Below are 26996 nucleotides of genomic sequence, written 5' to 3'. Positions count from 1 at the left end.
CGGGGTGAGGCCCGCAGGGCCGAGGGGCAGCGCCCCTTGATCCTTGTCAGCCCTCGATCCGGGTCAGGTCGGCCACGCCCGAGCAGATCGCCCGGATGCGGTGGAGGAGGTTCAACCGGTTGCGGCGCAGGACCTGGTTGTCGGAGTTGATCTGCGTCGCGGTGAAGAAGGCATCGATGGGGGCGCGGAGCGTGGCCATGGCGGCCATGGCTGCGGGGAAGTCCTCGGCGCGCATCGCCGGGGTGATGGCCTTTTCGGCGGCATCCAGGGCGGCGAAGAGGGCGCGCTCCTCGTCGGTCTCGGCGAACTTGATGTCGGCGCCGAAGGAATATTCCACGCCGTCCTTCTGTTCAGCCTGGGTCAGGATCGTATTGGCCCGCTTGAAGCCTTGCAGCAGGTTTGGGCCGTCCTCGGATTTGAGGAAGGCCGCCAGGGCCTCGGCGCGTTTGACCAGCAGGGTCAGGTCGTCGTTGCCGGGCAGGGCGAGACAAGCGTCGATGACGTCATGGCGGATGCCCTGGTCCTTCAGGAAGACCTTGAGGCGGTCGTGGAAGAAGGCGAGGAGGCTCTCTCCGTTGGCAAAAACGGTCTGAAACGCAACTTGCATCTCGCGAGCTAAGTAGGCTTGCGCCATCTCTTCTGCGGCTTCTTTGGAAACAGAGCCTTCCGCGTCAATTTTTTCCCAGATTTTCCAGAGCGATGCGGAAGAGGTCAGCTCACCTGCTTGCGCCGCTTCGTATTCCTTTGCCACCCGGCGTGCTTCATCAATATCGTTGATAAGCTGCCGCGTGAGAGAAGCGCGCCGTTTTTCGAAGTGTTGCTCGATGGCGACATGAAGGGAGTCAACAGTGATTTCTCGGAGACTCCAATGCACCTCATTCCCCAGTACCAGCCGGATCACCCCCAGAGCCGCCCTCCGTAGAGCAAACGGGTCCTTCGACCCCGTGGGTTTCTCATCAATCGCCCAGAACCCCGTCAGGGTGTCGAGCTTGTCGGCCAGCGCCACGGCGACCGAGACGGGCTCGGTGGGCACGGCATCCGAGGGACCGAGCGGCGAGTAGTGGTCGCGGGCGGCGTTGGCGACTTCGGGGGATTCCCCGGCCTCCAGCGCGTAGTAGCGGCCCATTTTGCCTTGAAGCTCGGGGAACTCGCCGACCATGGCAGAGCGCAGGTCGGCTTTGGCCAGACGGGCGGCGCGGGCGGCGACTTCGGGATCGGCGCCGACCAGGGGGGCGATTTCGCGGGCGAGCGCCTCGATGCGGGCGATGCGGTCGGCTTGGCTCCCGAGTTTATTGTGGAAGGTCACCGGGCGCAGGCCCTCCAGCCATTCGCCCATGCCGGCTTTCGCCACCCGCAGGTCCTTGTCCCAGAAGAAGCGGGCATCCGAGAGGCGGGCGCCGAGGACCTTAAGGTTGCCCTTCAGGATCGTCGCGCCATGGTCCACTGTTTCCGTATTGGCAACAGTCACGAAGGCCTCGATCCGGCCGGTCCGGGGATTGCGCACCGAGAAGAACTTCTGATGCTCTTTCATCGAGGTCTGCAGAACCTCGGGCGGCAGGTGCAGGAAATCCTCGGCGATGCGGCCCATCAGGGGGACGGGCCATTCCACCAGGCCCGCGATTTCGGTCAGGAGGCCTTTGTCCTCCACAAGCTCCAGCCCCGCCGCGAAGGCGAGGTTCTGGGCGCCTTGCAAGATGGCGGCCTCACGTTCGGCCTGGTCCAGGACCACATGGGCGCGCTTCAGCTTCACCGCGTAGTCGTCAAAGCCCGTCACCGGGAAGCGGCCTTTCGAGAGGAAGCGGTGGCCCTCGGTCGTGTTCGTGGAGGTGATCCCGTCGACGGTCAGCGGCACGACATGGGCGCCGGTTTCATCGGACAGGAGGCACAGGATCGAATGCAAAGGCCGCACCCAGCGCAGGGAGCCGCTGCCCCAGCGCATCGACTTGGGCCAGGGGAAGGTCCGGATCGTGGCTTCCAGCACTTCGGCGATGATCTCGGGGGCTTTGCGGCCGGGACGATCAATAATTGCGAATAGAATGCGCCGATCTTTTACGAGTCTGTCCTCGAAGCGCACGCCCCTGAGTTCCACTGCACCCGGAGTCTCTAAAAGACTCTGAACGTGTGCCGAGGCCGTCGGGTGACTAATGCCAAAGGTTCTTAGGAAACCTTCAATCGCTGGAGGCGAGGCTTCGACCGGCGGCCCCTTGCGTTCCTCGCGCACGGGGCGGCTTTCCGCAGACAGGCCCTCGACCGAGAGGGTCAGGCGGCGCGGCGTGGAGAAGGCGCCCGCCGAGGCATAGGTCAGGCCCGCATCGACCAGGCCTTGCGTGACCATGGACTTCAGGTCCTCGCGCGCCTTGGGCTGCATGCGGGCCGGGATTTCCTCGGAGAAGAGCTCGATCAGCAGGTCCATTTATTTCTCCGTTCCGGGGGCAAGCTGGTTCCAGGCAAAGGCCCGGCCATCGGGGAAGACCGCCACGACGCGGTCGATTTCGACATCGTTGCTGTTGGGCACGACATTGGCCTGGGACAGGAAGGCCACGGCCTCGCCGGAGTCCAGGGCCTCGCCGATGCGGTCGGCGTCGAAACAGTCGAACCAGCCGGGCGCGTTCAGGGGGGTGGGTGCCTCGTAGACCCTGTAGGTCTCGGTCAGGGTGGCCAGGCTCTGCTCGGTCACGAAACAGGCGCGGAACTTCAAGGGCGAGGAATTGCCGTCGATGCCCTGGATGTCGCGCACCGGAATGGGTTCGGGCGTGCCGGAAAGCGCGGTCAGGACGATTTCGGCGCCTGGCGTGAAGCTGACGGCGGCATAGGGGCCGTATTCCTGCATGTAATAGACGACCGCCCCTGCGGCGAGGGCAGTCAGCACGATGGACCCCACGACGAGCTTGCCATTCACGCATCTGCTCCCGCTTCGGTGAGCCGGAAGGCATCGGCGCATTTCTTGGCCAAGGCGCGGACGCGGCCGATATAGGCCTGGCGCTCGGTCACCGAGATGACGCCGCGCGCGTCCAGCAGGTTGAAGAGGTGGCTGGCCTTGATCGTCTGGTCGTAGGCCGGATGCGCCATGATGATGCGCTTGCCGGTCTTCGGGTCGATCTCGGGCTGATCCAGCAGCCGGGCGCATTCCTTTTCCGCGTTCTCGAAATGCTGGAACAGCATGGCCGTATCGGCGCCGTCGAAATTGTGGCGCGAGTATTCTTCCTCGGTCTGGCGGAAGATATCGCCATAGGTCAGCGGGATCGGCGACTGCGGATCGTTGAAGGGCATGGTCATGACATGGTCGATGCCCAGCACATACATGGCCAGGCGTTCAAGCCCATAGGTCAGCTCGCCCGACACGGGTTTGCAGTCATGGCCGCCGACCTGCTGGAAATAGGTGAACTGCGAGACTTCCATCCCGTCGCACCAGACTTCCCAGCCCAGGCCCCAGGCGCCGAGCGTCGGGCTCTCCCAGTCGTCCTCGACGAAGCGGATGTCATGGACGGAAGGGTCCAGCCCGATGGCGGCCAAGGAGCCCAGATAGAGCTCTTGCAGGTCCGGCGGCGAGGGTTTGATGATGACCTGGTACTGGTAATAGTGCTGAAGCCGGTTGGGGTTCTCGCCATAGCGCCCATCGGTCGGGCGGCGCGAGGGCTGCACATAGGCCGCCGCCCAGGGCTTGGTGCCAAGGCTCCGCAGCGTGGTCGCCGGATGGAACGTGCCCGCGCCGACCTCCATGTCATAGGGTTGCAGCACGGCGCAGCCCTGGCCTGCCCAATAGGTCATCAGCCGCAGGATGATCTCCTGGAAGCTTTTCGGCGGGGTCAAGGTTGCGGTCATGGATGGGCCCTCTTCGCGAATGCCGCTTCTCCATAGGCAAGCCCCGTCGCGTGGTCAATGTCACGCGCCCTTGATTTGAAGGGATATCGGCATTTCAGGGGGTGACCTTGCGCAGGATTGTTTCTAGTGTCGCAACCCGACGGGGGGCCGCAATGGCTCTGGCCTTGGAACAGAAGAGACGATGCGGATTTTCAGCTTCACGCGGGTAATGGCCCTTTTGGCGGCAGTTTTCATGGGGGGCGGGGCGGCCCAGGCCCAGGACCAGGTCTGGTTGCAGGTCGAGGCCCAGCCCAACCTGGCCAAGGCGCAGGAACGCGCCGGGGCCTATGCGGCGGCCTTGCCCGAGGTGCAGGGATACCAGCTCGACAGCGGCTGGTATGGCATCGCGATCGGGCCCATGGGGTCGGACCGCGCGGTGGAGCTTCTGCAAAGCCTGACCGCCTCGGGGGCGATCCCGCCCGACAGCTACATCACCGATGGCGCAAGCTTCGGTCCCGCCTTCTGGCCCGCCGAGGGGCAGGACCCCGCCGCAGCGCTGCCCGAACAGTCGGCGGAGCCTGCGGTCGAGGCCCCGGTGGCGGCGGACCAGTCGGCAGAGCCCACCCTTCCCGATGAGACCCCCGCCGAGGCCAAGGCCTCCGAGGCCGCCCTGACCGATGCCCAGCGGCAAGAGCTGCAGATGGCGCTGAAATGGTTCGGCTTCTACGAGGGCAAGGTCGATGGCCGCATCGGCTCGGGCTCGCGCAAGTCGATGGCCGCCTGGCAAGAGGCCCAGGGGCTCGAGCCCACCGGCATCCTGACCACCGCGCAGCGCGGCCAATTGGTCGAGGGCTACAAGTCCGAAGAGGGCCTCTTCGGCTTCGCCATGGTCACCGAGCCCGAGGCCGGGATCGAGCTGACCCTGCCCATGGCCATGCTGGAGTTCGACGGCTATTCCCCGCCCTTCGTCCGCTACAAGGGCAAAGACGGCGCCCAGGTCTCGGCCATGCTGATCTCGGAGCCCGGGACCAAGGCGACGCTGGCCGGGCTTTACGACATCCTCCAAAGCCTCGACACGATGCCCACCGAGGGCGAGCGTGCGCTCGGCGAGGACAGCTTCACCATCACCGGGCGCAATGACCGGATCGAAAGCCTGGCCTATGCGATGATCGCGGGCGGCAACGTCAAGGGCTTTGTCCTGACCTGGGACGCGGCGCTTTCGGCCCAGATGCAGCGCGTCCTGCCCCTGGTGCAAAGCTCCTTCCGCTCGACCGGCGAGAAGTCGATGGATCCGGGCCTGGTGCCCTTGGACGAGGCCGTCAAGCGCGGGCTGATCGCGGGGATCGCCGCCAAGCAGCCCAAGGCCTCGGCCACGGGCTTCTTCGTCGACCCCAAGGGGGCGGCCGTGACCCTGGCCTCGGCGGTGGCCTCTTGCGGCAAGGTGACGCTGGATCACCGCACCGAGGTGACGGTCAAGGCCCTGGGCGACCTCGCGCTTCTGACGCCGAAGACCCCGGTCGCCCCCCGCGCCTTTGCGAGCTTTGCCCCCGCCGCCCCGGTGCCGGGCACGCCGGTGACGCTGGCCGGCTATTCCTGGGGCGAGCGTCTGTCTGCCCCGGTCCTGACCCGCGGCACGCTGGAAGAGGCCCAGGGTCTGAACGGCGAGCAAGGTGTCGCGCGGCTGAACATCGGCGCCATGGCGGGCGACCTCGGTGGCCCGGTTCTGGATGCGAGCGGCGCCGTCCTCGGCATGCTGATCCCGGCCCCTGCGGGCAAGGAGCTGCCCGGAGACGTGGGCTTTGTCGCCACATCGGCCACCCTGTCGCAGGTCCTGGCCGATCCGGCGGGCGGGGCCTTGATCCTGACGCCCGCCACCGCGACGGGCAAGGCCACGCCCGATGCCCTGAACGCGGCGGCGCGGGGGATGACGGTCCTGGTCTCCTGCTGGGAGTGAGGTTGGTCGTGATGCCAAGAGAAAGGCCCGGAGCAATGCTCCGGGCCTTTCTCTTGGCGGGGGCGCCCGCTGCGCGGGCGGGCCCTGCCGACTGTAGGGGCCCGGAGCTGCGCCGGGCGTCGCCCTGCCGACTGGGGGGGCATCGTGCTTTGCCTGCCAGATCAATTCAGGGGCGAAATGCGCAAAGACCTGGGCTTGCTGGGCGCGCAGGAAGGCAGTTGGATCCCCGATCGGGATGTGAAGTCCTTCCGCTGCACGGATGAAGCCCCTCAGAGTCTCGGGTTCCATCATCCCATCCCCGAAGTGCTCCTTGTTCACGATCACCGCCGTAACCAAGAAGCCCCACTGTGAATGACTGTCGCGGACGAGGTCCCACAGATGGTCGGGGATGATCCGCCGCGCCCGGTTCCAGTCGATTCCATTGGCGTCGGAAATGTCCTTGTAGCAAACGAAGCGCTTGCTTGCTGCGGCGCTTGCGATCACCTGCAGCGACACCTTGCAATCGAACCCCGTGATCTGGTCACGTGCTCGGCACAGTGCCTCGAAGCGGTCCTTGCTCTTGAGGAAAGCCGCGAGACGGCCTGGATCTTTCGATATCCGGTACTTGTCGAAATTGGCCAGCTCGGTGGCGATCTGGGCCGCGGTCATCTCGGAAATTGGTTTTGGCATGGTCGAGGTCCCGCGGATTTCTCGCTGAGCCTGACATCCTCTTGCCTGCCAATCAAGCCAAGGGCCGGAGGTTTCCCCCCGGCCCATGGTCTTTCGTAGGCTGCGCTTCAGCGCACCGCGTTCAGTTCCGCGACTTGTCGACCATCTTGCCCTTGGAAATCCAGGGCATCATGGCGCGCAGCTTCTCGCCGACCTTCTCGATCTGGTGCTCGTCGTTGATGCGACGGGTCGCCTTGAAGAAGGGCTGGCCCACGGCGTTTTCCTGCATGAAGTCACGCACGAACTTGCCGGTCTGGATGTCCTTCAGGACCGCCTTCATCCGCGCCTTGGTCTCGTCATAGGGCAGGATGCGCGGGCCGGAGACATATTCGCCATATTCGGCCGTGTTCGAGATCGAGTAGTTCATGTTCGCGATGCCGCCCTCATAGATCAGGTCGACGATCAGCTTCACCTCGTGCAGGCATTCGAAATAGGCCATCTCGGGCTCGTAGCCCGCTTCGACCAGGGTCTCGAAGCCCATGCGGATCAGTTCGACCAGGCCGCCGCAGAGGACCGCCTGCTCGCCGAAGAGGTCGGTTTCGCATTCCTGGCGGAAGTTGGTCTCGATGATGCCCGAACGGCCGCCGCCGATGCCCGAGCAATAGGAGAGGCCGATTTCCATGGCCTTGCCGGAGGCGTCCTGGTGGACGGCCACGAGGCAGGGCACGCCGCCGCCCTTGGTGTATTCGCCGCGCACGGTGTGGCCGGGGCCCTTGGGCGCCATCATGATGACGTCGACGCCGGGCTTGGGCTCGATCAGGCCGAAGTGGACGTTCAGGCCATGGGCGAAGGCGATCGCGGCGCCTTCACGCAGGTTGTCATGGACGTATTTCTTGTAGGTCGCGGCCTGCAGTTCGTCGGGCATGGTGAACATGATCAGGTCGCACCAGGCGGCGGCTTCGGCGATGCCCATGACCTTGAGGCCTTCGGCTTCGGCCTTCTTGGCCGAGGGCGAGCCTTCGCGCAGGGCGATGACCAGGTTCTTGGCGCCCGAGTCGCGCAGGTTCAGCGCATGGGCGTGACCCTGGCTGCCGTAGCCCAGGATGGCGACTTTCTTGTCCTTGATCAGATTCACATCGCAATCGCGATCGTAATAGACGCGCATGGCGTTCTCCTTCTTTGATGGCGGCAGAATAGGGGAATTTTCGCGCGGATCGGTGCAATCTTTGACAGTTCGTGAGATATCTGCGAGAAATCATGCGCGCCTATACGAATTCATGAGGATTTCATGCTGGACGAGACCGACCGTCGCATCCTGCGCCACTGGCTGGGAGAGCCCGACGCGGCCCGCGCGGTCCTGGCCGAGAGGGCCGGGGTGACCCAGGCGACCCTGGGGCGCCGGATGGAGCGGCTCCGCCAGGCGGGCGTGGTCAAGGCGGTGCGCGCCCGCATCGACTGGAAGGCCCTGGGCTTCGCGGTCGAGGTCTCTTTGCGCTTCACGCTGGACAAGACCAATCCCCGCGCCTTTGACGAGTTCATCGCGGCGGCGCGGGATGTGCCCGAGGTCGTGGCGATCCAGACCTTTCTGGGCCGCGTCGATGTGCGTCTGAACGCGGTGGCGCGCGATATGGGGCATTGGCAAGAGGTCTACCGCGAGAAGATCCTCGCGCTGCCGCATATCGCCGAGGTCGAGGCCTTGATGCTGATCTCGACCATCAAGGAATCGGAGGGCTTGCCGCTGTGATCGACCTGGATGACACGGACCGCGCGCTTCTGCGGGCGCTGAGCCGGGAGGGCGACCTCTCGGCGGGGGAATTGGGGCGGCGGCTGGGGCTCAGCCAGCCCGCGGCCTGGCGCCGGGTGAAGCGGCTCACGGAAGCCGGGGTCCTGCGGGGGCTTGCGGTCGAGACCGACCGGGCTGCACTTGGCTTCGGTGTCACGGTCTTCCTTGGGGTGAAGCTCGCGGCCAAGGGGCGCGGCAGTTTCGAGGATTTCGAGCGCGCGGTCATGGCCATCCCCGAGGTCCAGGTCGTGCAGCATGTGCTGGGGCTTTTCGACTATCGCTTGAGGGTCGTGGCGCGGGATATCCCGGATTTCGAACGCGTGTTGCGGCGGCGGATCATGACCCTGCCCGGGGTGGGCAATGTCGAAGCCAATGTGCTTCTCTCGGAAGAGGCGCGGCCGGGGCCTATCGGGTAGCGGTGGGTTTCACCCACCCTACGGCAGGCGCCCGGCGTAGGGTGGGTGAAACCCACCGCTTATCGGGGCAGGTCGATGACGCCCTTCTTCAGGATGAAGCAGCCATAGGGCCCGGGGTCCGAGGTGCGGATCACCGCGAAGGCGCCCTTCGCGCGGCTGTAGAAGGCGAAGCGCTCCAGGGGCTCCAGCGCGATGGCGCGGCCCTCCATGCGGGTGCAAAGCGCCTGGAACTCGTCGAAGAGCGGCAGGGTGCGCTCGGGGGCGTCCACGACCTGCATGCGCGCCACGGGGGCGGGGACGAAGCTGTCCAAGGGCATCAGCGAAAGCACGGCCTCGGCGGCTTGCAACAGGTCGCAGCCGCCCATGTCGATGAGCCGCCCATGGGTCGTCTGGGCGGCAATCGTCACGGCGGGGTGGTTGATGTCGCACAAAAGCAGGTCGTCGCCATGGCCCATCTGCATCAGCACATGCAGGATCTCGGCCGAAAGCCTGCGGTCGATGCCCTTCAGCATTACTTCACCGCCCCCGCCGCCATGCCCTTGATGATGAAGCGCTCCAGCGCCACGCCGATGATGATCAGGGGCAGGATCGCGGCAAAGCTCAGGGCCGCCATCGACCACCAGGAGATGCCCTGCGACCCGGTCTGGCTCGCCACCATGACGGGCAGGGTATTTGCATGGGTCGAGGTCAGGAGTGCTGCAAAGAAATACTCGTTCCAGGTCAGGACCAGCGAGAGGATCAGCGCCGCCACCATGCCGGGCAGCGCAATCGGAAGGATGATGGTCAGAAAGGCGCCCCAGATCGACAGGCCATCGACCATGGCGGCCTCTTCCAGCTCGGTCGGGATCGATTCGAACTGGTCCTTCATGATCCAGATGACGATGGGCAGGACCGAAAGCGTGTAGATCGCGATCAGGCCCACGTGGTTGTCCAGAAGGTCCAGCTCCTTGTAAAGCACCAGGAAGGGCAGGGCGAGCACCACGGGCGGCAGGATCAGCTGGCTGAGGAAGAAGAAGGAGATGTCCTGGTTCTTCATCCACAGGAATTTATAGCTGAAACGGCTCAGCCCATAGGCCGCCATCGACCCCAGCGCGGTCGCCAGCACCGAAGAGGTCCCCGCGATGATGGTCGAATTCCAGAACCGCCGCAGGAACTCGTCGCGGACCGTGCTGTCCTGCATCAGGGTCTCGGGCGAGAGGCCAAGCGACTTCCACCCCAGCCATTTCGGCGCGAAATCGACCCATGGGATCATCGAGCCCTTCATCACATCCGCCGCCGCCTTGAACGAGGTCGAGAGCGTCCAATAGATCGGGAAGAGGCAGATGAAGGCCCAAAGGATGAGCGCGCCGTAGATCACCAGGCGGCCGGTGAACCATTTGGCCCGGAAGTTGCGGTCGGCGGGGGCGTCGTGGAAGATCTGGGTCATGTCAGGTGAGGCTCATCAGGTCCGGGGCCTCACGGCCTTGTCGGCGAATTTCATCAGCACGGTCATCACGATGATGATCAGCACGAGGTAGACCATGGCCAGAAGCGTGCCGTAACCCACGTTCGACCGGTCGCGGTATTCGCGGAAGATGAAGGAGGTGACAGAGTCGGTCGCTCCTCCGGGCCCTCCGCTGGTCACGTTGATGATGATGTCGGCGAGCTTCAGCTTGAAGATCAGCCGGATCAGGAGGGCGGTGACGGTGACGGGCAGCATGAGGGGGAAGGTGACCTCCCAGAAGCTTTTCCAGCCCGTGGCGCCATCGACCCGGGCGGCCTCTTGCAGCTCTTTCGGGATGGCCTGCAGGCCCGCAAGGATCATGATCATCATGAAGGGGATGAAGGTCCAGGCATCCATCGCCATGATGACCGCCTTGGCCGTCCATCCGGTGGAGAAGAGCGCCGGGCTCTCGACGCCCACGAACTTCAACAGCCGGATCACGGGGCCCGCAGGTTGGATCACCAGCATGGACTTGCCGATCATCCAGGAGACGGCGACGGGCGACAGCATCAGCGGCAGAAGGAAGGCCACGCGGAAGAACTTCCGCGCCCGGATCTGGGCGTTCAGAAGCAGCGCGAGGCCGAAGGCGACGACATATTCCGGCAGGATGGCCAGGCAATACCAGACCATATTGGTCAGGGCATTCCAGTAGAACGGGTCGGCCCACATCTGCCAGACATTGTCCAAGCCGTTGAATTGGCGCCCGTCGGGGTTCGACAGGTTCCAGTTGGAAAAGGCGATGATCAGACCGAAAAGCAGCGGAAAGACCGTCAAGGAGACGACAAACAGCGCGGCCGGCAGGACGAAGAGCGTGCGCTTGCCCTGCTCTCCGCGCAGGATCACCTGCGCCCAGCAGAGGCAGATGGAGAAGACCAGATAGGCGTAAAGCGTCGGCCGCCAATTGGCGAAGCCATGATCGACCCCGCCCCAGACCTGCTGGCTTTGCAGCATGGCCACCAGGACCAGGAGCGCCAGCGAGCCCCAGATCAAGCCCCGCCCGAGGAGCCTGCGCCCCGAAGAGATATCGTCAACCGTGACGACATGCAGAAGATCGCCGCTGCTCATGCTTCCATCCGATAGAAAAGGTGCGTGCAAGCACGCACCCTACGACGTTCTGTAAAGGTGCGCTGAAGCGCACCCTACGGTGTTTGGGTAGGGTGCGCTTCAGCGCACCGCTGGCAGGGGTGGGGCGCGGTCTCCCGCGCCCCGTTCCATCACATGCCCAGGCTGGCCTTGTACAGCTTCACCTGGTTGTCGCGCCCGATCTGGTCGGTGATCTTCTCCCAGGCGGCGGCGATGGCATCGGCGGTCTCTTGCGCCGAGGCATATTGCCCCGCGAAGCCCTTGGCCAATTCATCCTCGGCGACCGAGTAGTACTGGAAGATCCCCGGGATCCGCGGTTCGATGGCCGCGTTCGGGTGGTTGTAGCTGTCGGCGTTGGAGCCCAGGTAATCCTCGACAAAGGCCTTGTCATAGCCCGCCGCCGCCCATTCGTCGTAGTTGAAGTGGCTGTTGCGGTAGGGCTGGAAGCCCGAGGGGTAAGCGGCGGTCCACAGCGAAATGTCCTTGCCGCCCAGATGCGCCGCAGCCGACCAGGCCGCCTTGCGCTTCTTCTCGTCGCCCGAGACACGGTTGGTCACATAGATGCCCCAGCCGAGGTAAGCCATGTTGGGCGCGAAGTTTTCCTTCTCTTCCCAGGCAGAGGTCTTGGAGTTGTAGACCTTCTTGGCGCCCGGGTTGATCGAGAAGCCCACGACATCGCCGATGACCGAGGAATCCGAGGTCTTGGCGTTCGAGCCCACGTCACCCCACCAGGTGATCATCGAACCCGTACCTGCCAGGAACTGCTGGAAGGCGGTCGTGCCGGGGTCGGCGTTGATCTGGTCGGGGGGCAGGGCGTTGCCCTTGATCATGTCCATGACGTCCTGGATCGCCTGGACCCAGGCCGGGTTGTTGACGCGCGGCTTCATCGTGTCGGGGTCGAAGAGCCATGCCGGATCGTCCGGGTGCTTGGCATAGGCCGAAGCGCGGTCTTCCAGGAAGTAGAAGCCAAAGCCGCCCCAGCCCTTCAGCGGGTCCAGGAAGCCGAAGGCCGGCGCGCCGGTCAGCGGGTCATTCTTGCCCAGGACGGCCAGCGAGGCCGCGTTGACGTCTTCCCAATGGGTCGGCGCCTCGGCCATGCCCGAAATCGAGCCCTCGCCGAAATAGTCCTTGCGATAGGCGAATGTGTGGCAGTCGCCGTCCACCGTGATCCGGTAGGTCTTGCCATCCCAGGTGCCGACGGGCGCCTTCAGGTAGTTCACATAGTCGTCCATGTCGATCTGGGCCTTGACCCAATCCGGCATCTCGTCCAGCAGGCCCTTGCCCGCCGTGTCGCCCTCGAACGGAGCGCCCATTTCGACGATGTCGAAATCGACCGTGCCCGTGGCGATGGCCTGTTGCAGGCGCGGGTTATAATCGGCCTGGGCCAGGTCGACCCAGTTGATCTTGGCGCCCGTGTATTTCTCCCACGAGGTCAGGAAGCCGCGGAACAGGAAGTTGTGCAGGTTCTGGTTGTTCAGCCCCAGGAAGGTCAGTTCGACGCCCGCGAACTCGCCCTCGGCCACATTGGCCTTGGTGGCGCCGAGGCAAAGCTCGCCCACCTTCTGCCAATCCGCATCGGTCGGAGACCCGTTCCCCACGCCCGGAATCGCCAGGATCTGCGCCCGCAGATCGTCCTGCGCCAGGGCGGCCTTGGGCTTCAACGCCCCGCCCATCATCGACAGCGCCGCCACCGAGGCCGCGCTTTGCAGCACGCCGCGCCGGGTCATGCCCCGACGCACGGCATATTCGTAAAGTCCGGTTTTCATCTCTTCCTCCCAAGAGCCCCCGGGGTTTCCCCGGGTGTTTGTCGTCCGCCCCAGACCCCCCGCAGGGTCCTCTGGCCCGGTCAGACTTGACCCGACTTTCACCACGAAGCCGCCCCAAGTCAAGCACTGACATGTTAGCACGCCAGAAGACGTGTTCGCTGTGGACAGGGCCAGCGGGCGCGGCTACGAAAAGGGGCAAAGAGGGGGGAGGCAGCGATGGCCGAAGTGAAAATCCGCGACCTGGTCAAGTCCTATGGCGGCTTGCAAGTCGTGCATGGGGTGAATGTCGATATCCCGGATGGAGAGTTCGTCGTCCTCGTCGGGCCCTCGGGCTGCGGCAAGTCGACGCTTCTGCGGATGCTGGCGGGGCTGGAGGCAATCTCGGGCGGGACCATTTCCATCGGGCCGCGCGTGGTGAACAACCTCGCGCCCTCGGAACGCGACATCGCCATGGTCTTCCAGAACTACGCTTTGTATCCGCACAAGACCGTGGCCGCGAACATGGGCTTCCCCCTGAAGATGGCGGGGATGCCCAAGGAGGAGATCGACCGCCGTGTTGCGGAAGCCGCCGAGATCCTCGGCCTGACGCCTTACCTCGCGCGCTATCCCCGCGCCATGTCGGGCGGCCAGCGCCAGCGCGTCGCCATGGGCCGCGCGATTGTCCGCAACCCCCAGGTCTTCCTTTTCGACGAGCCGCTCTCGAACCTCGACGCCAAACTCCGCGTCCAGATGCGCACCGAGATCCGCGAGCTGCACCAGCGGCTGAAGACCACGACCGTCTATGTCACCCATGACCAGATCGAGGCCATGACCATGGCCGACCGCATCGTCGTCATGCGCGAAGGCCGCATCTCCCAGATCGGCGCGCCCTTGGAGCTTTACGACCGCCCCGCCAACACTTTCGTCGCGGGCTTCATCGGCTCTCCGGCCATGAACCTCATCGAGGGCGTGGTGAAGAACGGCCGCTTCACCGCGCCCGGCCTTGACCTGCCCATGCCCCCCGGTGCCGCCGAAGGCCGCAAGGTCACCTATGGCATCCGCCCCGAACACCTCTCCCTGTCGCCCGAGGGCACCGAGGTCCAGATCGTCGTCGTGGAACCCACCGGCGCCGAGATCCACCTCGTCCTGCGGGCGGGCGAGACCGAACTCGTCGCCGTGGTCCGCGAGCGCCAGGCCTTCAAGCCGGGCCAAAGCCTGCGCGTGACGCCCGACCTCTCCCTCGTCCACCTCTTCGACACCGCGACCGGAGAGCGCATCGGATGACGATCCTCTGTTTCGGCGACAGCAACACCCATGGCACCATGCCGATGCCCTCGCTCGATTTCGAGGGCCGCTTCGGCCATGAGGCCCGCTGGCCCTCGGTGCTGGCCAAGGCGACGGGCCACGAGGTGATCAACGAAGGCCATCCGGGTCGCACCACGGTCCATGACGACCCGATGTCGGGGCCGCATCGCAACGGGCTGACGGTGCTGCCCGCGCTTCTGGAATCCCACAAGCCGCTGGACCTTGTGATCGTCAAGCTTGGCACCAATGACCTGAAACACTGTTTCCACGTTTCGGCCCATGACATCGCCTTCTGCCTCGAACGCCTGGCCAATGTGATCCGCACCCAGGCCCCAAAGGCGAAAATCCTGATCGTCGCCCCGCCGCCGATCCTGGAACAGGGCTGCCTCGCCCAGATGTTCAGCGAAGGCGCGGCAAAGTCCCGCCAACTCGCCCCCGCCATCGAAGCCATGTGCCAGCGCACGGGCCTGAACTTCTTCGACGCGGGCGCCCATGTCCAGGTCTCCCCCGTGGACGGCATCCATTACGATGCCGAGGCGCAAGTCACCCTCGGCCTTGCCTTGGCCGACGCCGTGCGCGACATATTGGCCTGAGGGCCTTTCAATTTGGCTCAAATATCCTGCGGGGGTCCGGGGGTGCAAAACCCCCGGCGGTGCCGCAAAGGGGGAGGATCCATGCTCAAGAACTTCGACAACCGCCTCAATGCCGAGGTCATCCAGGTGCTCCGCGCCATGGGTCACGGCGACACCTTGGTCCTGGCCGACACCAATTTCCCCAGCGATTCGGTCGCCCGCCACACGATCACGGGCCAGCTTCTGCGGATGGAGAACCTGACGACCGCCGAGGCCACCGAGGCCATCCTCTCGGTCCTGCCCTTGGACACCTTCGTCCCCGACCACGCCGCCCGCATGGAAGTCGTGGGCGCCCCCTCTGACATCCCGGCCGTGCAACAAGAGGTCCAGGCCGCGATTGACGCCGCCGAAGGCCAGCCGCGCCCCATGGTCTCGATCGAGCGCTTCGCCTTCTACGAGGCCGCCAAGGAGGCCTATGCCGTGATCCAGACCGGCGAGCGCCGCTTCTATGGCTGCTTCATCTTCCGCAAGGGCGTCATCCCTCCCCCAGTTTCTTCGGCGGAGGCGAAATGATGGGTAAAGTCGTCAACCTCGGCGTTTTCGTCGCCGACACCGCCTATCGCGCGCCGCGCCAGCCCAAGATGGGCGAGACGATCCTGGGCCGCAGCTTCGTCCTGGGGCCGGGCGGCAAGGGCTCGAACCAGTCGGTGGCCTCGGCCATGGCGGGGGCCGAGACGCATTTCATCTCGCGCCTCGGTGCCGATGCCTTTGCCGATATCGCCATGGCGACCTGGAAGAAGGCGGGCGTCCATCCGGCGGTGACACAGGACCCCAAAAGCTATACCGGGGCGGCCTATATCTTCATCGAGGATGCCACGGGCAATAATGCCATCATCATCTCTCCCGGGGCGGCGGCCGATATCTCCAACGCCGATATCGACGCCAACCGGGCCCTGATCGAGGGCGCGCAGGTCTTCATCACCCAGCTGGAGCAGCCCATCCCCGTGGCGCTGCATGCGCTGCAGATGGCAAAGGCCGCCGGGGTCACCACGATCCTGAACCCGGCCCCTGCGGCCTCCCTGCCCGAGGGCATGCTGGCCTTTTGCGATTACGTGACCCCGAACGAATCCGAGGCCGAGGCCCTGACCGGCCTGCCCGTGACCTCGGTGGCCGAGGCCGAGACGGCGGCCCGCCGCCTGCGCGAGATGGGGGCAGGGGCCGCGATCATCACGCTGGGCGACAAGGGCGCGCTCTTCCATGACGGCGCCCGCACTGTCCATATCCCGCCCTTCAAGGCGGGCCCCGTGGTCGAGACCACCGGCGCGGGCGATGCCTTCAACGGCGGTTTCGCCGCAGCCTTGGCCGAGGGCCAGGACCCGGTCGAAGCCTGCCGCTTCGGCTCGGCCACGGCAGGGATCTCGGTCACCCGTCCAGGCACGGCCCCCTCGATGCCCGCAAGGGCCGAGACCCTGGCGCTCTTGAAAGGTTGAGGGGGGCGCTGCCCCCCGCGCTGCCGCGCCCCCCCCGGGATATTTGGGCAAGTATGAAAGGGGGGGCGGTTTGAGTATTTGGGCCAAATTGAAAGCCCGGACTCAAGGCGCATATTTGGGCAAGTCTGAAGTCGAAAGGGGCGCGGGCCTCCGGCGCGCCTTTGTCGTGAAGCTCGGGCGCTGCAACCCGCGCCCTTTGCACCTGTTCCCGAACATCCCCGCCAAGGGCCGCCTGAGCCCAAGCCCCCTGCGTCTTCGCAGGGGGCTTGGGTGAGGCAAAAGTCTTGCGCCGCAGGCGCTCCGCAAGGTCAGGCGGGCGCGATCTTCTCGCGCCCGCCTGGGGATCAGCTCCAGAGGAAGTCGGCCAGGGTCAGTTGGCCCGCCGAAGTCATGCCCGACATCACGATCGAGATATCCGCCACCCCGTTGCCGTCGCAGTCGACATAGAGCATGCCGCCCGAGAACCGTGCTTCGGAATTGTCGAGCCCGCCGGTGAAGGTGCCCGAACCCAGGTAGGCGAAAGCGCCCTTCAAGAGGCCCACGAACTCCAGCACGTCGCCTTCCGCCGCCCCGCCATCCAGCGCGTTGAAATCGGTGACCGTATCCGTGCCGTTGCCCGAGGCCGAGGCGAAGACGAAGTGGTCCGCGCCGATGCCGCCGGTCAGGTTGTCGTTGCCGCCATTGCCCTGCAGGGTGTCATCCCCGCCCGCGCCCTGCAGCTGGTTGGAGCCGCCATTGCCCGTGATCTGGTTGTTCAGCACATTGCCCGTCCCCGAGAGGCTGGTGGTGCCGGTCAGGACCAGGTTTTCGAAATTGGCCTGCAAGGTCAGGCTGATGCTGCTTTGCACCGTATCCGTGCCGCCCGCGGCCCCTTCGACCATCACATCGGCCTGGCTGTCGATGACGAAGGTGTCGTTGCCGGTGCCCCCCGTCATGCTGTCGTCGCCCTTGCCGCCATCCAGCGTGTCGTCGCCCGCGCCGCCCACCAGCGTGTCCGTCCCATCCAGGCCCTGCAGCAGGTTGGCGCTCGAGTTGCCGGTCAGCACGTTGTGCAGCGTGTTGCCGATCCCGTCGATCGCGGTGCCGCCCGTCAGCGTCAGGTTCTCGACATTGGCCGCCAGGGTATGGGTGACCGAGGCGCTGACCGTGTCGGTGCCGCCGCCTGCGACTTCGATGACCTTGTCGGTCGCGCTGTCGACGATATAGCTGTCGTCGCCCGCACCGCCCGTCAGGCTGTCGTTGCCCGCCCCGCCGTCCAGCGTGTCGTTGCCCGCGCCTCCGGTCAGCGTGTCGTTGCCCGCGAGGCCCGAAAGCTCGTTGGCGCCGTCATTGCCCAGAAGGATGTTGTTCAAGGAGTTGCCGGTCCCCGCCAGGCCCTCGAGCCCGGTCAGCGTCAGGTGCTCGAAGTTCGAGGCCAGGGTCCAGGACAGCGACGAGATCACCGTATCGGTGCCGCCCGCCCCTGCCTCGACCAGGGTATCGGCCGAGGAGTCGACGATGAACGTGTCGTTGCCCGTGCCGCCGACGAGGCTGTCGTTGCCCGTGCCGCCGTCCAGCGTATCCGCGCCATTGCCGCCGTTCAGCGTGTCGTTGCCGTCGCCGCCGGTCAAGAGGTTCGCCCCGCCATTGCCCAGGATCAGGTTGGACAGGCCGTTGCCCGTTCCCGCGACCGAGGAGGTCCCGGTCAGGGTCAGGTTTTCAAGATTGGCGCCCAGGGTGAAGGTGACGCTCGATTGCACCAGGTCGGCGCCCTCGTTCAGGGCCTCGGTCACCGTGTCGCCCAGGCTTTCGACCACATAGGTGTCGTTGCCCGCGCCGCCCGCCATCTGGTCCACGCCCGCGCCGCCGATCAGCGTGTCATCGCCGCCCGCGCCGACCAGCGTGTCGTTGCCCGTCGCCCCGTCAAGGACATTGGCCGTGCCATTGCCGGTCAGGATGTTGTTGCCCGAAGAGCCGGTGGCATTGGTGCCGCCATCCAGCAGGGTCAGGTTCTCGACATTGGTGGCCGAGCCCAGCGAATAGGTGACCGCGGCATAGACCGTGTCGAGGCCGGCATTCAGCGCCTCGGTGATCTTGTCGCCCGAGGAGGAGACATAGTAGATGTCGTCGCCCGCCCCGCCCGCAAGGCTGTCGTTGCCGTCGCCGCCGTCCAGCGTGTCGTTGCCCGCGCCGCCGATCAGCGTATCCGCACCCAGCCCGCCCGACAGCGCATTCTTGCCGTCGTTGCCGGTCAGGATGTTGTTGACCTCGTTGCCCGTGGCATTCAGGTCAGCCAGCCCGGTCAGGGTCAGGTTCTCGACATTGGCGGCCAGCGAGATGGCGAAGGAGCTGACAACCGTGTCGGTGCCGCCATTGGCCAGTTCGACGATGATGTCGTTGGCGCTGTCGATGATGAAGGTGTCATTGCCGGTGCCGCCGGTCATGCTGTCATCGCCCGCACCGCCGTCGATCGTGTCAGAGCCCGAGCCGCCGTCCAGCGTGTCGTTGCCCGCCATGCCCAGGATCTGGTTGGACCCGGTGTTGCCGACGATGACATCGTTCAGCGCGCTGCCGGTGCCGGTATAGCCCGAGCTGCCCGAGAGGATCAGCTTCTCGATCGAACCGGTGATGGTGAAGTTCGCCGCCGCCGTGACCTGGTCATAACCCTGGCCATCGGCCTCGATCACCACGTCGCCCGCGCTGTCCACGACATAGCGGTCGTCGCCCGTGCCGCCGGTCATGCTGTCGTTGCCCGTGCCGCCGTCCAGCGTGTCGTTGCCCGCATCGCCCGTCAGCGTGTCATTGCCGCCAAGGCCGGTCAGCAGGTTGTTGGAGGCATTGCCGGTGATCAGGTTGTCGGAGGCATTGCCCGTGCCATTGGCGGCCGTGCCCGTCAGGAAGAGGTCTTCGACATAAGAGGACAGGGTATGGCTCACCGAGGCATAGACCACGTCGTCGCCGCTGCCGATCGTCTCGTTGACCTTGTCGCTGATGTTGTCGACGTAGAACGTATCCGCCCCGGCGCCGCCGATCATGCTGTCGACACCCACGCCGCCGATCAGCGTGTCATTGCCTTCTCCGCCGTTCAGCGTGTCATTGCCATCGCCGCCCGAGAGGACATTGGCCCCGGTGTTGCCGGTCAGCCCATTGGCGCCGACATTGCCGGTGCCGGTCAGGTCGCTCGAGCCGGTCAGGGTCAGGTTCTCGACATAGGCCGAGGTCAGCGTCCAGCTCAGCGAAGAGACCACGGTGTCGATGCCCTGGCCCGAAAGCTCGACGACCACGTCATCCAGGCTGTCGACGATATAGGTGTCGTTGTCCAGGCCGCCGGTCATGCTGTCGTTGCCCGTGCCGCCGTCCAGCGTGTCGTCGCCATTGTTGCCGACCAGCGTATCGTTGCCCGCCAGGCCCTCCAGCAGGTTCCAGCCGCGCATCCCCACGAAGCCCGAGAGGCCCGAGTTGCCGGTGATGACATTGTCCAGCGCATTGCCGGTGGCGCGCAGGTCAAGCTGGCCCGAAAGGGTCAGGTTCTCGAAGTTGTCGCCCAGGGTCGTCTCGACATTGGTGATGACCGTGTCGGTGCCCTCGCCCGCAGCTTCGGTGATCACGGTGTCGGCCGAGGTCACGGTATAGAAGTCGTCGCCCCTGCCGCCCAGAAGCGTGTCGTTGCCCGCATGGCCGTTCAGATCGTCATTGCCGTCGCCGCCTTGCAGGAGGTTGTTGGCCGTGTCGCCGGTCAGCGTGTCATTGTGGCTCGAGCCGATCAGGTTCTCGACATTGACCAGGTTGTCGCCTGCCGCCGCGCCGCCGATGCCCCAGCCGCCGGTCAGCGACATGTTCACCCCATCGGCCGACCCGGCATAGGACACCGTGTCCGACCCGTCGCCGCCGTTGATCGTGTCCGCGCCCTCGCCGCCGATCAGAAGGTTGTTGCTGTCGTTGCCGATGATGCTGTCGGCGCCCGAAGAGCCGATGGCATGGGTCATGCCGACGATCGTGTCGCCCGTCGCATCCCCGCCCGAGACGGTCTGGCTCATCAGGTCGACCGTGACGGCCTCGGACGATCCGGTGTAGTCGATCGTATCCGTGCCGCCGTTGCCGGTGATCAGGTCGGCCCCCGCGCCACCGCGGAAGATGTTGTCGCCCGTGGACCCGGTCAGCGTGTCGTTGAAGGCCGTCGCCGCGACGCCCTCGATCGAGATCAGCGTGTCGGTGCCCTCGGTCGCCCCCGTCAGGACGCCGGTGGAGATGTTGTAGTTGATCGCATTGGTGCCGGCCGAGAAGTCGATGAGGTCGATGCCCGCGCCGCCGTCCAGCAGGTCATTGCCCGCGCCCCCCGTCAGCACGTCGTTGCCATCGCCGCCGTAAAGCGAGTCGTTGCCGGTTCCGCCGGTCAGGACGTTGCCAGCGCTGTTGCCGGTCAGGGCATCGGCCAGGGCCGAGCCGATGACATTCTCGATGTCGGTCAGCGTGTCGCCCGCCGCATCGCCGCCCGTGCCGCCGCCCGTGGCCAGGTTGACCGTGACCCCGACCGAAGAGGCCGAGTAATCGGCCGTGTCGACCCCGTCGCCGCCGTTCAGCACGTCGTTGCCCGCGCCACCGATCAGCCGGTCGTCATCCGCCCCGCCGTTCAGCGTGTCGTTGCCCGACCCGCCCGACAGGTTGTCGTCGCCGCCATTGCCGCCCAGGATGTTGTTGCCGCCATCCCCGCCCAGCGTGTCGGCCTGCTGCGAGCCGAAAAGACCCTCGATATTGGTCAGCACGTCGCCCGTGGCATCGCCACCCACGCCCGCTCCGCCGCCGACGGTGATCGAGATCCCGACCGTGGAGCCGGAATAGTCCACCTGGTCGATGCCCGCTCCGCCGTCGATCGTGTCCGCGCCCTCGCCGCCCGACAGGATGTCGTTGCCCGAGCCGCCGTAAAGCGCGTTGTTGTTGGTGTCGCCGGTCAAGGTGTCGTTGAAGTTCGACCCGATCAGGGTCTCGACATTGACGATGATGTCTCCGGCGGCGTCTCCGCTGGAAGACACTCCGCCCAGGGTCACGTTGACGGCCGAACCGGCGCTTGTGTAATCGACCGTGTCATTGCCCGCGCCGCCGTCCAGGTAGTCGGCGCCCGCGCCCCCCACCAGGCTGTCGTTGGCAAGGCCGCCGTAAAGCGCATTGGCCCCGGCATCGCCGCGCAAGGTATCGGCCAGGGCCGATCCCAGGAGGTTCTCGATCCCGGTCAGGACGTCGCCCGCCGCGTCGCCGCCGGTGTTGGAATTGCCGTTGACCGTGACGTTCACGCCCAGGGACGAGGCGCTGTAATCGGCGAGGTCCGTGCCCGCGCCGCCCGAAAGCGAGTCGTTGCCCGCGCCGCCGATCAGCGTATCGTTGCCGTCGCCCGCATCCAGGCTGTCATTGCCAGCCGCTCCCGAAAGGCTGTCGTTGCCCGCGCCGCCGATCAGCGTGTTGGCATTGCCATCGCCGCCCAGGGTATCGCCCAGGCCCGAGCCGATCAGAACCTCGACCGTGGTGATCAGGTCGCCCGCCGCATCGCCGCCCGTGCCCGCCGCTCCGCCGATGGTGATCGCGACCGCCGAGGAGGATGCCGCGTAAGACACCGTGTCATTGCCCGCGCCGCCGTCGATCGTGTCGGCGCCGAGGCCGCCCACCAGGCTGTCGTCGCCATTGCCGCCCGAAAGCGAGTTGGCCCCGCTGTCGCCCGTCAAGGTGTCGTTGTTGCCCGAACCGATGATGCGCTCGACATTGGTCAGGACATCGCCCGCCGCGTCGCCGCCGGTGTTGGTGGCGCCCGCCACCAGGCTGACGTTGACCGCAAGGGTCGAGGCGCTGTAGTCGACCACATCGGCCGTCCCGACCCCGCCGTCGATCGTATCCGCCCCGGCCGCGCCGATCAGCGTGTCGTTGCCGTCGCCGCCGTTGAGCGTGTCATTGCCCGCGCCGCCGTTCATGCTGTCGTTGCCGGCCCCGCCGCTGAGCGTGTTGGCCACGCCATCGCCGGTCAGGGTGTCATTGAGGTTCGACCCCAGGATCGCCTCGACCGTCAAGGCCGTGATCGTGTCGCCCGCCGCATCGCCGCCCGTGTTGGTCGCGCCCGAAACCAGGCTGACGTTGACCGCCGCGGTCGAGGCCGAGTAATCCACCCAGTCGAAGCCCGAACCGCCGTCGATCGTGTCGTTGTTCGCCCCGCCCGAAAGCGTGTCGTTGCCATTGCCGCCGAAAAGGCTGTCGACGCCGCTGCCGCCATAAAGGATATCGTTGCCATCGGCACCCGTCATGCTGTCCGCAGAGGTCGTGCCGGTAAAGGTGTCGTTGCCTGAGGTGCCGGTGTAGGTCGCCATGGGGTTCTCCAATCGAATGCGGCCCGGATGCGGATCGGGGCGATTGGAGCAAGGGCTAAGGGTCGGCTGCGGCACAAGTTGGACGCCTCGGGCAAGGCTAAAGGTCATTTCGGGGCTCAAATGTGGCACTATTTCCCAAATTGCCAGAAATCGCCGGATTTCGCGGCCATTGTCGTGAATGTCGCAACAATTGCCCCACTTTGCCCGCAAGCTGCGCGTTGATTCCCACCCGCGATCCGTCTAGGTCTGAGCCATGATCACGCAGAAGATGAAATACGCGCTCAAGGCACTCCTGACCCTGGCGGATGAGGCGGCCAAGCCGCAACCCGAGGCCCTGACGATCGAGGAGATCGCCAAGCGGTCAGGCGCGCCCAAGCGCTTCCTGGAACATATCCTGCTGGAGATCCGCAACGCGGGCTATATCGCCTCGACCCGGGGGCGGACCGGCGGCTACCAGATGATCAAGCCGCCCGAGGCGGTCTCGGTGTCAGAGCTCTTGCGGATGATCGACGGGCCGATCGCGCCGCTGCAATGCCTCTCGCGCCGCGCCTATCAGCGCTGCGAGGATTGCTCGGACGAAGAGACCTGTCGGATCCGCAAGGTCTTTGCCGAGGTCTTCTGGTCTTACCTGGTGCTGATCGAAAGCCTGACGCTCGCCGATATCCAGAAATCGGCCGAGGTCAGCGACCGCATCCTCGGGTGATCCAATAGAGCACCTGCGGCGCATTCCTTTTGTCTCGCCTCTGGCGCTGGCGCGCCAACCGGCTCGGGAAGGGCCTCCGGCGGGGATATTTGGGAAAAGATGAAAGCAGGGGAGCCCCCGGCCCCTCCGCACCCGGCGCTTTGGGCGCGCAGCCGGGTCTTTGGTCCGAGCGATCATCCGGCAAAAGACGGCAAGAGGGCGGCGCCTTCCGCCGTGACAAGGCAAGGCCCGCACGACCGCCCCCTCCCTTTCATCTTTTCACAAATATCCCGGAGGGGTCCGGGGAGGCAGCGCCTCCCCGGGGCTGGGGTCAGAGCTTCGGGCTGGATCTTTCGCGCCACTTGTCCTGCGCTTGCAGCCCCCAATAGGTCAGCTGCGCGGCGATGAGGCCAAGGCGGCCCCCCGCCCAGTCGAGGCCGAAGGGTGCAAAGGCCTTGATGCGGTCCGACTGGCCCAGGATCGCCTCGGCCAGGACCTTGCCTGCGATGGCGGTGGTGTTCAGCCCATGGCCGCCAAAGGCGGTGATGTGCCACAGGTCAGGCGCAAGGCGGCCGAGTTGCGGCATCCGGTGGCGGGCATAGCCCATCTGGCCCGACCAGGCCTGGTCGACCTTCAGCCCCGCGAGCTGCGGATAGACCTCGACCATGGCGCGGTGCAGGTCCTTTGCCACGGCGCGGTCCGAGGCGGCGCGGGTGGTGATCCGCCCGCCCCAGAGGAGCCTGCCCTGGCTGACCCGGTAGTAGTCGCTGGCCCGGCGGTCATCGAGCACCGCCATGGGCGTGCGGATCACCTCGGCCAGGAGATCGGGCGCGGGCTCGGTGGCCATCATGTAGGTGGCGATGGGGAGAACCGCCTTTTGCAGCCGGGGGAAGAGCGGCCCGGTATAGCCCCCCGTCGCGATCACGATGCGCCGGGCGGTGGCCATGCCCTTGGGGGTCTTGATCCTTTGGCTGATGCCAAAGTCGGTCGCCGTCGCCGGGGTGTTCTCGAAGATCCTCACCCCCAGCCCCTCGGCCGCCCGCGCGAGGCCGCGCAGGTAGTTCAAGGGATGGATGTGGAAGGCCTGGGCATCCTCGATCCCGTGGTAATAGCGCGTGGTCTCCAGGCGGTCGCGGATCGCCCCCGCGTCGAGATAGGTCACCGGAAGGCCCTCGGCGGCCAGCTCTTCGGCCTCGGCGCGCAGATCGGCGCCCTGGTCGAAGCGGCGCAGGTGCAAGAGGCCCTTGACCGGCTCGGCCCCCGTGATCGCAAATTCGTCGATATGGCTGCGCAGGCGGTTCACGCCCTCGACCGACAGGTCATGGAGCCGTTTCGCGCCCTCCACCCCCGCCCGGGCGCGGATTCCGGCCGCCCCGCAGGCATAAGAGGCCGAGACGATGCCGCCATTCCTGCCGGAGGCGCCAAAGCCCACCGATTGCGCCTCCAGCACCGTGACCTTGACGCCCGCGCGGGCCAGTTCCAGCGCGGTGGTCAGCCCCGCGAGGCCCCCTCCGATCACCAGCGTATCGGTGTCATGCGACCCTTGCAGGGCAGGGCGCTCCGCCCGGTCGAGGCGGGTTTCGGCATACCAGGTTGCGGGATAGGTCATGCGTCCAGCTCGATCCAGACCGGCACGTGATCAGAGGGCTTGTCGCGGCCCCTTACGTCCTTGTCGATCCCCGCATCCTGCAAGAGATCGGCGGCTTGCGGCGACAGAAGCAGGTGGTCGATGCGGATGCCGTTGTTGCGCTCCCAGGCGCCGCGCTGGAAATCCCAATAGGAATAGACGCCGGGCCCCGGGTGCTTGGCCCTTATCGCATCGGTGAGCCCGAGGTTCAGGATGCGGCGAAAGGCCTCGCGCGAGGCGGGCAGGTAAAGCGCATCCTCGGCCCAGTCCTTGATATTGGCGGCATCCTCGGCCTGAGGGATGATGTTGTAATCGCCGCAGAGGACGAGCGGTTCCTCCAGCGCGAGAAGGTCGCGGGTCCGCGCCTCCATCCGCGCCATCCAGGCCAGCTTGTAGTCATATTTCGGCCCCGGCGCCGGGTTGCCATTGGGCAGGTAAAGCCCGCAGACCCGGACCGGGCGCTTGCCCATGACCGTGGCCTCGATCCAGCGGGTCTGTTCGTCGCTGTCATCCCCGGGCAGGCGGCGGGTGACATCCTCCAAGGGCAGCCTGGACAGGATCGCCACGCCGTTGAAAGCCTTCATCCCATGGAGTTCGACCTGGTAGCCCAGGGACTCGAACTCCGCGCGCGGGAAGTCGGCATCGACCTTCTTGGTCTCTTGCAGGCAGACGACATCCGGCTTGGCCTCGGTCAGCCAGGTCTTCAGCGCCTCTGCCCGGGCGTTGATCCCGTTGATATTGAAACTTGCGATCTTCATGCGCTGATTTGCGCCGCAGAGCGGGCGGCTTGCAACCACAAACTGTCGACCTCGTCCAGCAAAGCGGGATCGAAGCGGTGGCGCTCTTCCCAATAGCGGCCCGAGGGGACGACGTAATCAAGCTCGGCCTCGCGGGCCAGGGCCCGGTCGATCAGGGCGGGGTCAAGGTCCAGGGGGCGGACCTGGCCCAGCTCCTCCTGCCGGACGCGGGGCCAGATCAGCCGCGAGGGCGCCTGGGAGAGGTTCACCGCAGCGACTCCCTCACGCGCGGCAAGGCAGAGGAAGCGCGCCGATTTCGCCTCGAGCGAGCGGAGCGAGATGTCGTCGCGCAAGGGGTCGGGCGTGCCCTGGCCGTAGAAATGCGTGGGCCCCTGGGTGGGGTAGTGCATGTCGCAGCCAAAGGCCGCGACGACGGGCGGGCGCAGGGCGTCGAGGATCCAATAGGCCGTGGTGAAGGCCATGGTGCCCCCGCCATAGACGAAGCCGCCGAAGCGGTTTTGCGCCGCGACGAAGGCCTCCTCGGCGACCACCTTCTGGCCGGGGCCCGGGGTCGGATGGCGGTCGGGCGGGAAGTCCCAGGGGTAGATCGCCTGGTCCCAGTCGGGCCGGATGCGCCAGGCGTTGTTGATCACGACGATCTGGCCGAACTGCGCCTTGGGCCAGGCGGCGGCCTCGGTCGCAGAGGGGGCGGAGCCCAGCATGAGGACGGGTTGCATCGGGGTCTCCTGGACCTGGTGTCGCGGCTGGTGCCCTGCGGTCCCTGGCGGGCGTCTCTCTCCAAGGTAGCTTGTGCATCCCGCGATCAAGGGCGGCAACGGAAATTGCTGCGCGGCCGGGTTGAGAGACGGGGAGGGTGCCAGGTTCGGAGGAGGGGCCCTGGGCAATGGGCCCTTCGGTCAGGCGCGCTCAGGCCAGCGAGAAGGAGGTCCCGCAGCCGCAGGAGGCCACGGCATTGGGGTTCTCCACCACGAAGCGCGCCCCGATCAGCTCGGCCGAAAAGTCGATGACCGCGTTGGAGAGATAGGGCAGGGAGATGCTGTCGATCAGCACCCTCTGGCCATCCTTCTCGATGATCAGGTCATCGGCCGCAGGATCGTCGAGCTTGATGTCATATTGAAACCCCGAGCAGCCGCCGCCCTCGACCGCGATGCGCAGGGATTTCTGCTGGCCCGTGGCCTTGAGAATCTCCGCCAGGCGCTGAAAGGCGCGGTCCGTGACTTTGGGCGGCAGGGTGAGGGTCATGTTTGGGTCTCCTGCAGGGAAGATAGGCCGGGCGGGCGCCGGGTTCAAGGCTTGGCATCCTCTCCGAAGGCCGGGGGGGCT

Annotated in this window: 21 protein-coding genes; 8 read left to right on the top strand and 13 right to left on the bottom strand. The window is 65.9% G+C overall.

Features of this window, described 5'->3' with window-relative positions; all coding sequences use genetic code 11:
* Positions 1-46: 46 nt before the first annotated feature.
* Genes glyS through GV832_RS15230 form a run of 3 tightly spaced genes read right to left on the bottom strand, consistent with a single transcriptional unit; the run spans position 47 to position 3822 of the window.
* Positions 47-2413, bottom strand: coding sequence for a glycine--tRNA ligase subunit beta (gene glyS, locus GV832_RS15240; RefSeq protein ID WP_168775753.1), 2367 nt, complete (start codon positions 2411-2413; stop codon positions 47-49).
* Positions 2414-2899, bottom strand: a complete 486-nt coding sequence (locus tag GV832_RS15235; protein WP_168775752.1) for a DUF6446 family protein — start codon at positions 2897-2899, stop codon at positions 2414-2416.
* Positions 2896-3822 (bottom strand): glycine--tRNA ligase subunit alpha, encoded by a 927-nt coding sequence (locus GV832_RS15230; RefSeq protein ID WP_168775751.1) that lies wholly within the window; start codon positions 3820-3822, stop codon positions 2896-2898. The genes GV832_RS15235 and GV832_RS15230 overlap by 4 nt, the downstream gene beginning before the upstream one ends.
* A 181-nt stretch (positions 3823-4003) precedes the next feature.
* Between GV832_RS15230 and GV832_RS15225 the strand changes: the two genes are divergently transcribed.
* Positions 4004-5755, top strand: coding sequence for a serine protease (locus GV832_RS15225; RefSeq protein WP_168775750.1), 1752 nt, complete (start codon positions 4004-4006; stop codon positions 5753-5755).
* Between the two features lie 790 nt (positions 5756-6545).
* Here the strand turns inward: GV832_RS15225 and ilvC are convergent.
* The gene (ilvC, locus tag GV832_RS15220) at positions 6546-7568 is read right to left on the bottom strand and encodes a ketol-acid reductoisomerase (RefSeq protein WP_168775749.1); all 1023 of its coding nucleotides are present in this window, start codon (positions 7566-7568) and stop codon (positions 6546-6548) included.
* Between the two features lie 123 nt (positions 7569-7691).
* Between ilvC and GV832_RS15215 the strand changes: the two genes are divergently transcribed.
* Together GV832_RS15215 and GV832_RS15210 are read left to right on the top strand one after the other, a co-directional pair.
* On the top strand, positions 7692-8147 hold the full coding sequence (locus GV832_RS15215) for an Lrp/AsnC family transcriptional regulator (protein WP_168775748.1): 456 nt from the start codon (positions 7692-7694) through the stop codon (positions 8145-8147).
* Positions 8144-8602 carry an Lrp/AsnC family transcriptional regulator gene (locus tag GV832_RS15210; RefSeq protein WP_168775747.1) on the top strand — a complete coding sequence of 153 codons (459 nt, stop codon included), beginning with the start codon at positions 8144-8146 and terminating at the stop codon, positions 8600-8602. Before GV832_RS15215 ends, GV832_RS15210 begins: the two co-directional genes overlap by 4 nt.
* Positions 8603-8661: 59 nt before the next feature.
* On the opposite strand, the gene GV832_RS15205 is transcribed toward GV832_RS15210, so the two are convergent.
* The 4 genes from GV832_RS15205 to GV832_RS15190 form a co-directional block, all read right to left on the bottom strand.
* Positions 8662-9114 carry an RbsD/FucU family protein gene (locus GV832_RS15205; protein WP_168775746.1) on the bottom strand — a complete coding sequence of 151 codons (453 nt, stop codon included), beginning with the start codon at positions 9112-9114 and terminating at the stop codon, positions 8662-8664.
* Entirely contained in the window at positions 9114-10028 is a 915-nt protein-coding gene (locus tag GV832_RS15200; RefSeq protein WP_168775745.1) for a carbohydrate ABC transporter permease, read from the bottom strand. The genes GV832_RS15205 and GV832_RS15200 overlap by 1 nt, the downstream gene beginning before the upstream one ends.
* A 15-nt stretch (positions 10029-10043) precedes the next feature.
* A complete protein-coding gene (locus tag GV832_RS15195; protein WP_168775744.1) occupies positions 10044-11150 on the bottom strand; it encodes a carbohydrate ABC transporter permease in 1107 nt (368 codons plus the stop codon).
* A 149-nt stretch (positions 11151-11299) separates the two neighbouring features.
* Positions 11300-12934, bottom strand: coding sequence for an extracellular solute-binding protein (locus tag GV832_RS15190; RefSeq protein ID WP_168775743.1), 1635 nt, complete (start codon positions 12932-12934; stop codon positions 11300-11302).
* A 216-nt stretch (positions 12935-13150) separates the two neighbouring features.
* On the opposite strand from GV832_RS15190, the gene GV832_RS15185 reads away from it, so the two are divergent.
* From GV832_RS15185 to GV832_RS15170, 4 genes are all read left to right on the top strand, one after another.
* Positions 13151-14197, top strand: coding sequence for an ABC transporter ATP-binding protein (locus GV832_RS15185; protein WP_168775742.1), 1047 nt, complete (start codon positions 13151-13153; stop codon positions 14195-14197).
* Positions 14194-14811, top strand: coding sequence for an SGNH/GDSL hydrolase family protein (locus tag GV832_RS15180; RefSeq protein ID WP_168775741.1), 618 nt, complete (start codon positions 14194-14196; stop codon positions 14809-14811). Before GV832_RS15185 ends, GV832_RS15180 begins: the two co-directional genes overlap by 4 nt.
* 81 nt (positions 14812-14892) lie before the next feature.
* The gene (locus GV832_RS15175; protein ID WP_168775740.1) at positions 14893-15363 is read left to right on the top strand and encodes an RbsD/FucU family protein; all 471 of its coding nucleotides are present in this window, start codon (positions 14893-14895) and stop codon (positions 15361-15363) included.
* The gene (locus GV832_RS15170) at positions 15360-16280 is read left to right on the top strand and encodes a ribokinase (protein ID WP_168775739.1); all 921 of its coding nucleotides are present in this window, start codon (positions 15360-15362) and stop codon (positions 16278-16280) included. The genes GV832_RS15175 and GV832_RS15170 overlap by 4 nt, the downstream gene beginning before the upstream one ends.
* Before the next feature lie 344 nt (positions 16281-16624).
* Here the strand turns inward: GV832_RS15170 and GV832_RS15165 are convergent, their stop codons facing one another.
* The gene (locus GV832_RS15165; protein ID WP_168775738.1) at positions 16625-22606 is read right to left on the bottom strand and encodes a calcium-binding protein; all 5982 of its coding nucleotides are present in this window, start codon (positions 22604-22606) and stop codon (positions 16625-16627) included.
* Between the two features lie 253 nt (positions 22607-22859).
* Here GV832_RS15165 and GV832_RS15160 point away from each other — a divergent pair, with 253 nt between their 5' ends.
* Entirely contained in the window at positions 22860-23309 is a 450-nt protein-coding gene (locus GV832_RS15160; protein WP_168775737.1) for an RrF2 family transcriptional regulator, read from the top strand.
* Between the two features lie 310 nt (positions 23310-23619).
* Here the strand turns inward: GV832_RS15160 and GV832_RS15155 are convergent, their stop codons facing one another.
* From GV832_RS15155 to GV832_RS15140, 4 genes are all read right to left on the bottom strand, one after another.
* On the bottom strand, positions 23620-24897 hold the full coding sequence (locus GV832_RS15155) for an NAD(P)/FAD-dependent oxidoreductase (RefSeq protein WP_168775736.1): 1278 nt from the start codon (positions 24895-24897) through the stop codon (positions 23620-23622).
* Entirely contained in the window at positions 24894-25673 is a 780-nt protein-coding gene (gene xth, locus GV832_RS15150) for an exodeoxyribonuclease III (protein WP_168775735.1), read from the bottom strand. The genes GV832_RS15155 and xth overlap by 4 nt, the downstream gene beginning before the upstream one ends.
* On the bottom strand, positions 25670-26389 hold the full coding sequence (locus GV832_RS15145; protein WP_168775734.1) for a hypothetical protein: 720 nt from the start codon (positions 26387-26389) through the stop codon (positions 25670-25672). The genes xth and GV832_RS15145 overlap by 4 nt, the downstream gene beginning before the upstream one ends.
* 190 nt (positions 26390-26579) lie before the next feature.
* Positions 26580-26915 carry a HesB/IscA family protein gene (locus tag GV832_RS15140; RefSeq protein WP_168775733.1) on the bottom strand — a complete coding sequence of 112 codons (336 nt, stop codon included), beginning with the start codon at positions 26913-26915 and terminating at the stop codon, positions 26580-26582.
* Positions 26916-26996 lie beyond the last annotated feature (81 nt).

It is taken from the genome of Stagnihabitans tardus (assembly GCF_009925085.1).
Taxonomy (GTDB): Bacteria; Pseudomonadota; Alphaproteobacteria; order Rhodobacterales; family Rhodobacteraceae; genus Stagnihabitans; species Stagnihabitans tardus.
The sequence above is the reverse complement of the archived record's forward strand: the minus strand, read 5'-3'. Positions and strand labels throughout refer to the sequence as shown.

Bases quoted from the DNA above. Each gene is read 5' to 3' on its own strand.
- GV832_RS15170 (WP_168775739.1), top strand. From the start codon at position 15,360: ATGATGGGTAAAGTCGTCAACCTCGGCGTTTTCGTCGCCGACACCGCC.
- GV832_RS15165 (WP_168775738.1), bottom strand. From the start codon at position 22,606: ATGGCGACCTACACCGGCACCTCAGGCAACGACACCTTTACCGGCACG.
- GV832_RS15225 (WP_168775750.1), top strand. From the start codon at position 4,004: ATGCGGATTTTCAGCTTCACGCGGGTAATGGCCCTTTTGGCGGCAGTT.
- GV832_RS15195 (WP_168775744.1), bottom strand. From the start codon at position 11,150: ATGAGCAGCGGCGATCTTCTGCATGTCGTCACGGTTGACGATATCTCT.
- ilvC (WP_168775749.1), bottom strand. From the start codon at position 7,568: ATGCGCGTCTATTACGATCGCGATTGCGATGTGAATCTGATCAAGGAC.
- GV832_RS15190 (WP_168775743.1), bottom strand. From the start codon at position 12,934: ATGAAAACCGGACTTTACGAATATGCCGTGCGTCGGGGCATGACCCGG.
- GV832_RS15145 (WP_168775734.1), bottom strand. From the start codon at position 26,389: ATGCAACCCGTCCTCATGCTGGGCTCCGCCCCCTCTGCGACCGAGGCC.
- GV832_RS15185 (WP_168775742.1), top strand. From the start codon at position 13,151: ATGGCCGAAGTGAAAATCCGCGACCTGGTCAAGTCCTATGGCGGCTTG.
- GV832_RS15215 (WP_168775748.1), top strand. From the start codon at position 7,692: ATGCTGGACGAGACCGACCGTCGCATCCTGCGCCACTGGCTGGGAGAG.
- GV832_RS15205 (WP_168775746.1), bottom strand. From the start codon at position 9,114: ATGCTGAAGGGCATCGACCGCAGGCTTTCGGCCGAGATCCTGCATGTG.
- GV832_RS15160 (WP_168775737.1), top strand. From the start codon at position 22,860: ATGATCACGCAGAAGATGAAATACGCGCTCAAGGCACTCCTGACCCTG.
- GV832_RS15180 (WP_168775741.1), top strand. From the start codon at position 14,194: ATGACGATCCTCTGTTTCGGCGACAGCAACACCCATGGCACCATGCCG.
- xth (WP_168775735.1), bottom strand. From the start codon at position 25,673: ATGAAGATCGCAAGTTTCAATATCAACGGGATCAACGCCCGGGCAGAG.
- glyS (WP_168775753.1), bottom strand. From the start codon at position 2,413: ATGGACCTGCTGATCGAGCTCTTCTCCGAGGAAATCCCGGCCCGCATG.
- GV832_RS15140 (WP_168775733.1), bottom strand. From the start codon at position 26,915: ATGACCCTCACCCTGCCGCCCAAAGTCACGGACCGCGCCTTTCAGCGC.
- GV832_RS15200 (WP_168775745.1), bottom strand. From the start codon at position 10,028: ATGACCCAGATCTTCCACGACGCCCCCGCCGACCGCAACTTCCGGGCC.
- GV832_RS15155 (WP_168775736.1), bottom strand. From the start codon at position 24,897: ATGACCTATCCCGCAACCTGGTATGCCGAAACCCGCCTCGACCGGGCG.
- GV832_RS15175 (WP_168775740.1), top strand. From the start codon at position 14,893: ATGCTCAAGAACTTCGACAACCGCCTCAATGCCGAGGTCATCCAGGTG.
- GV832_RS15230 (WP_168775751.1), bottom strand. From the start codon at position 3,822: ATGACCGCAACCTTGACCCCGCCGAAAAGCTTCCAGGAGATCATCCTG.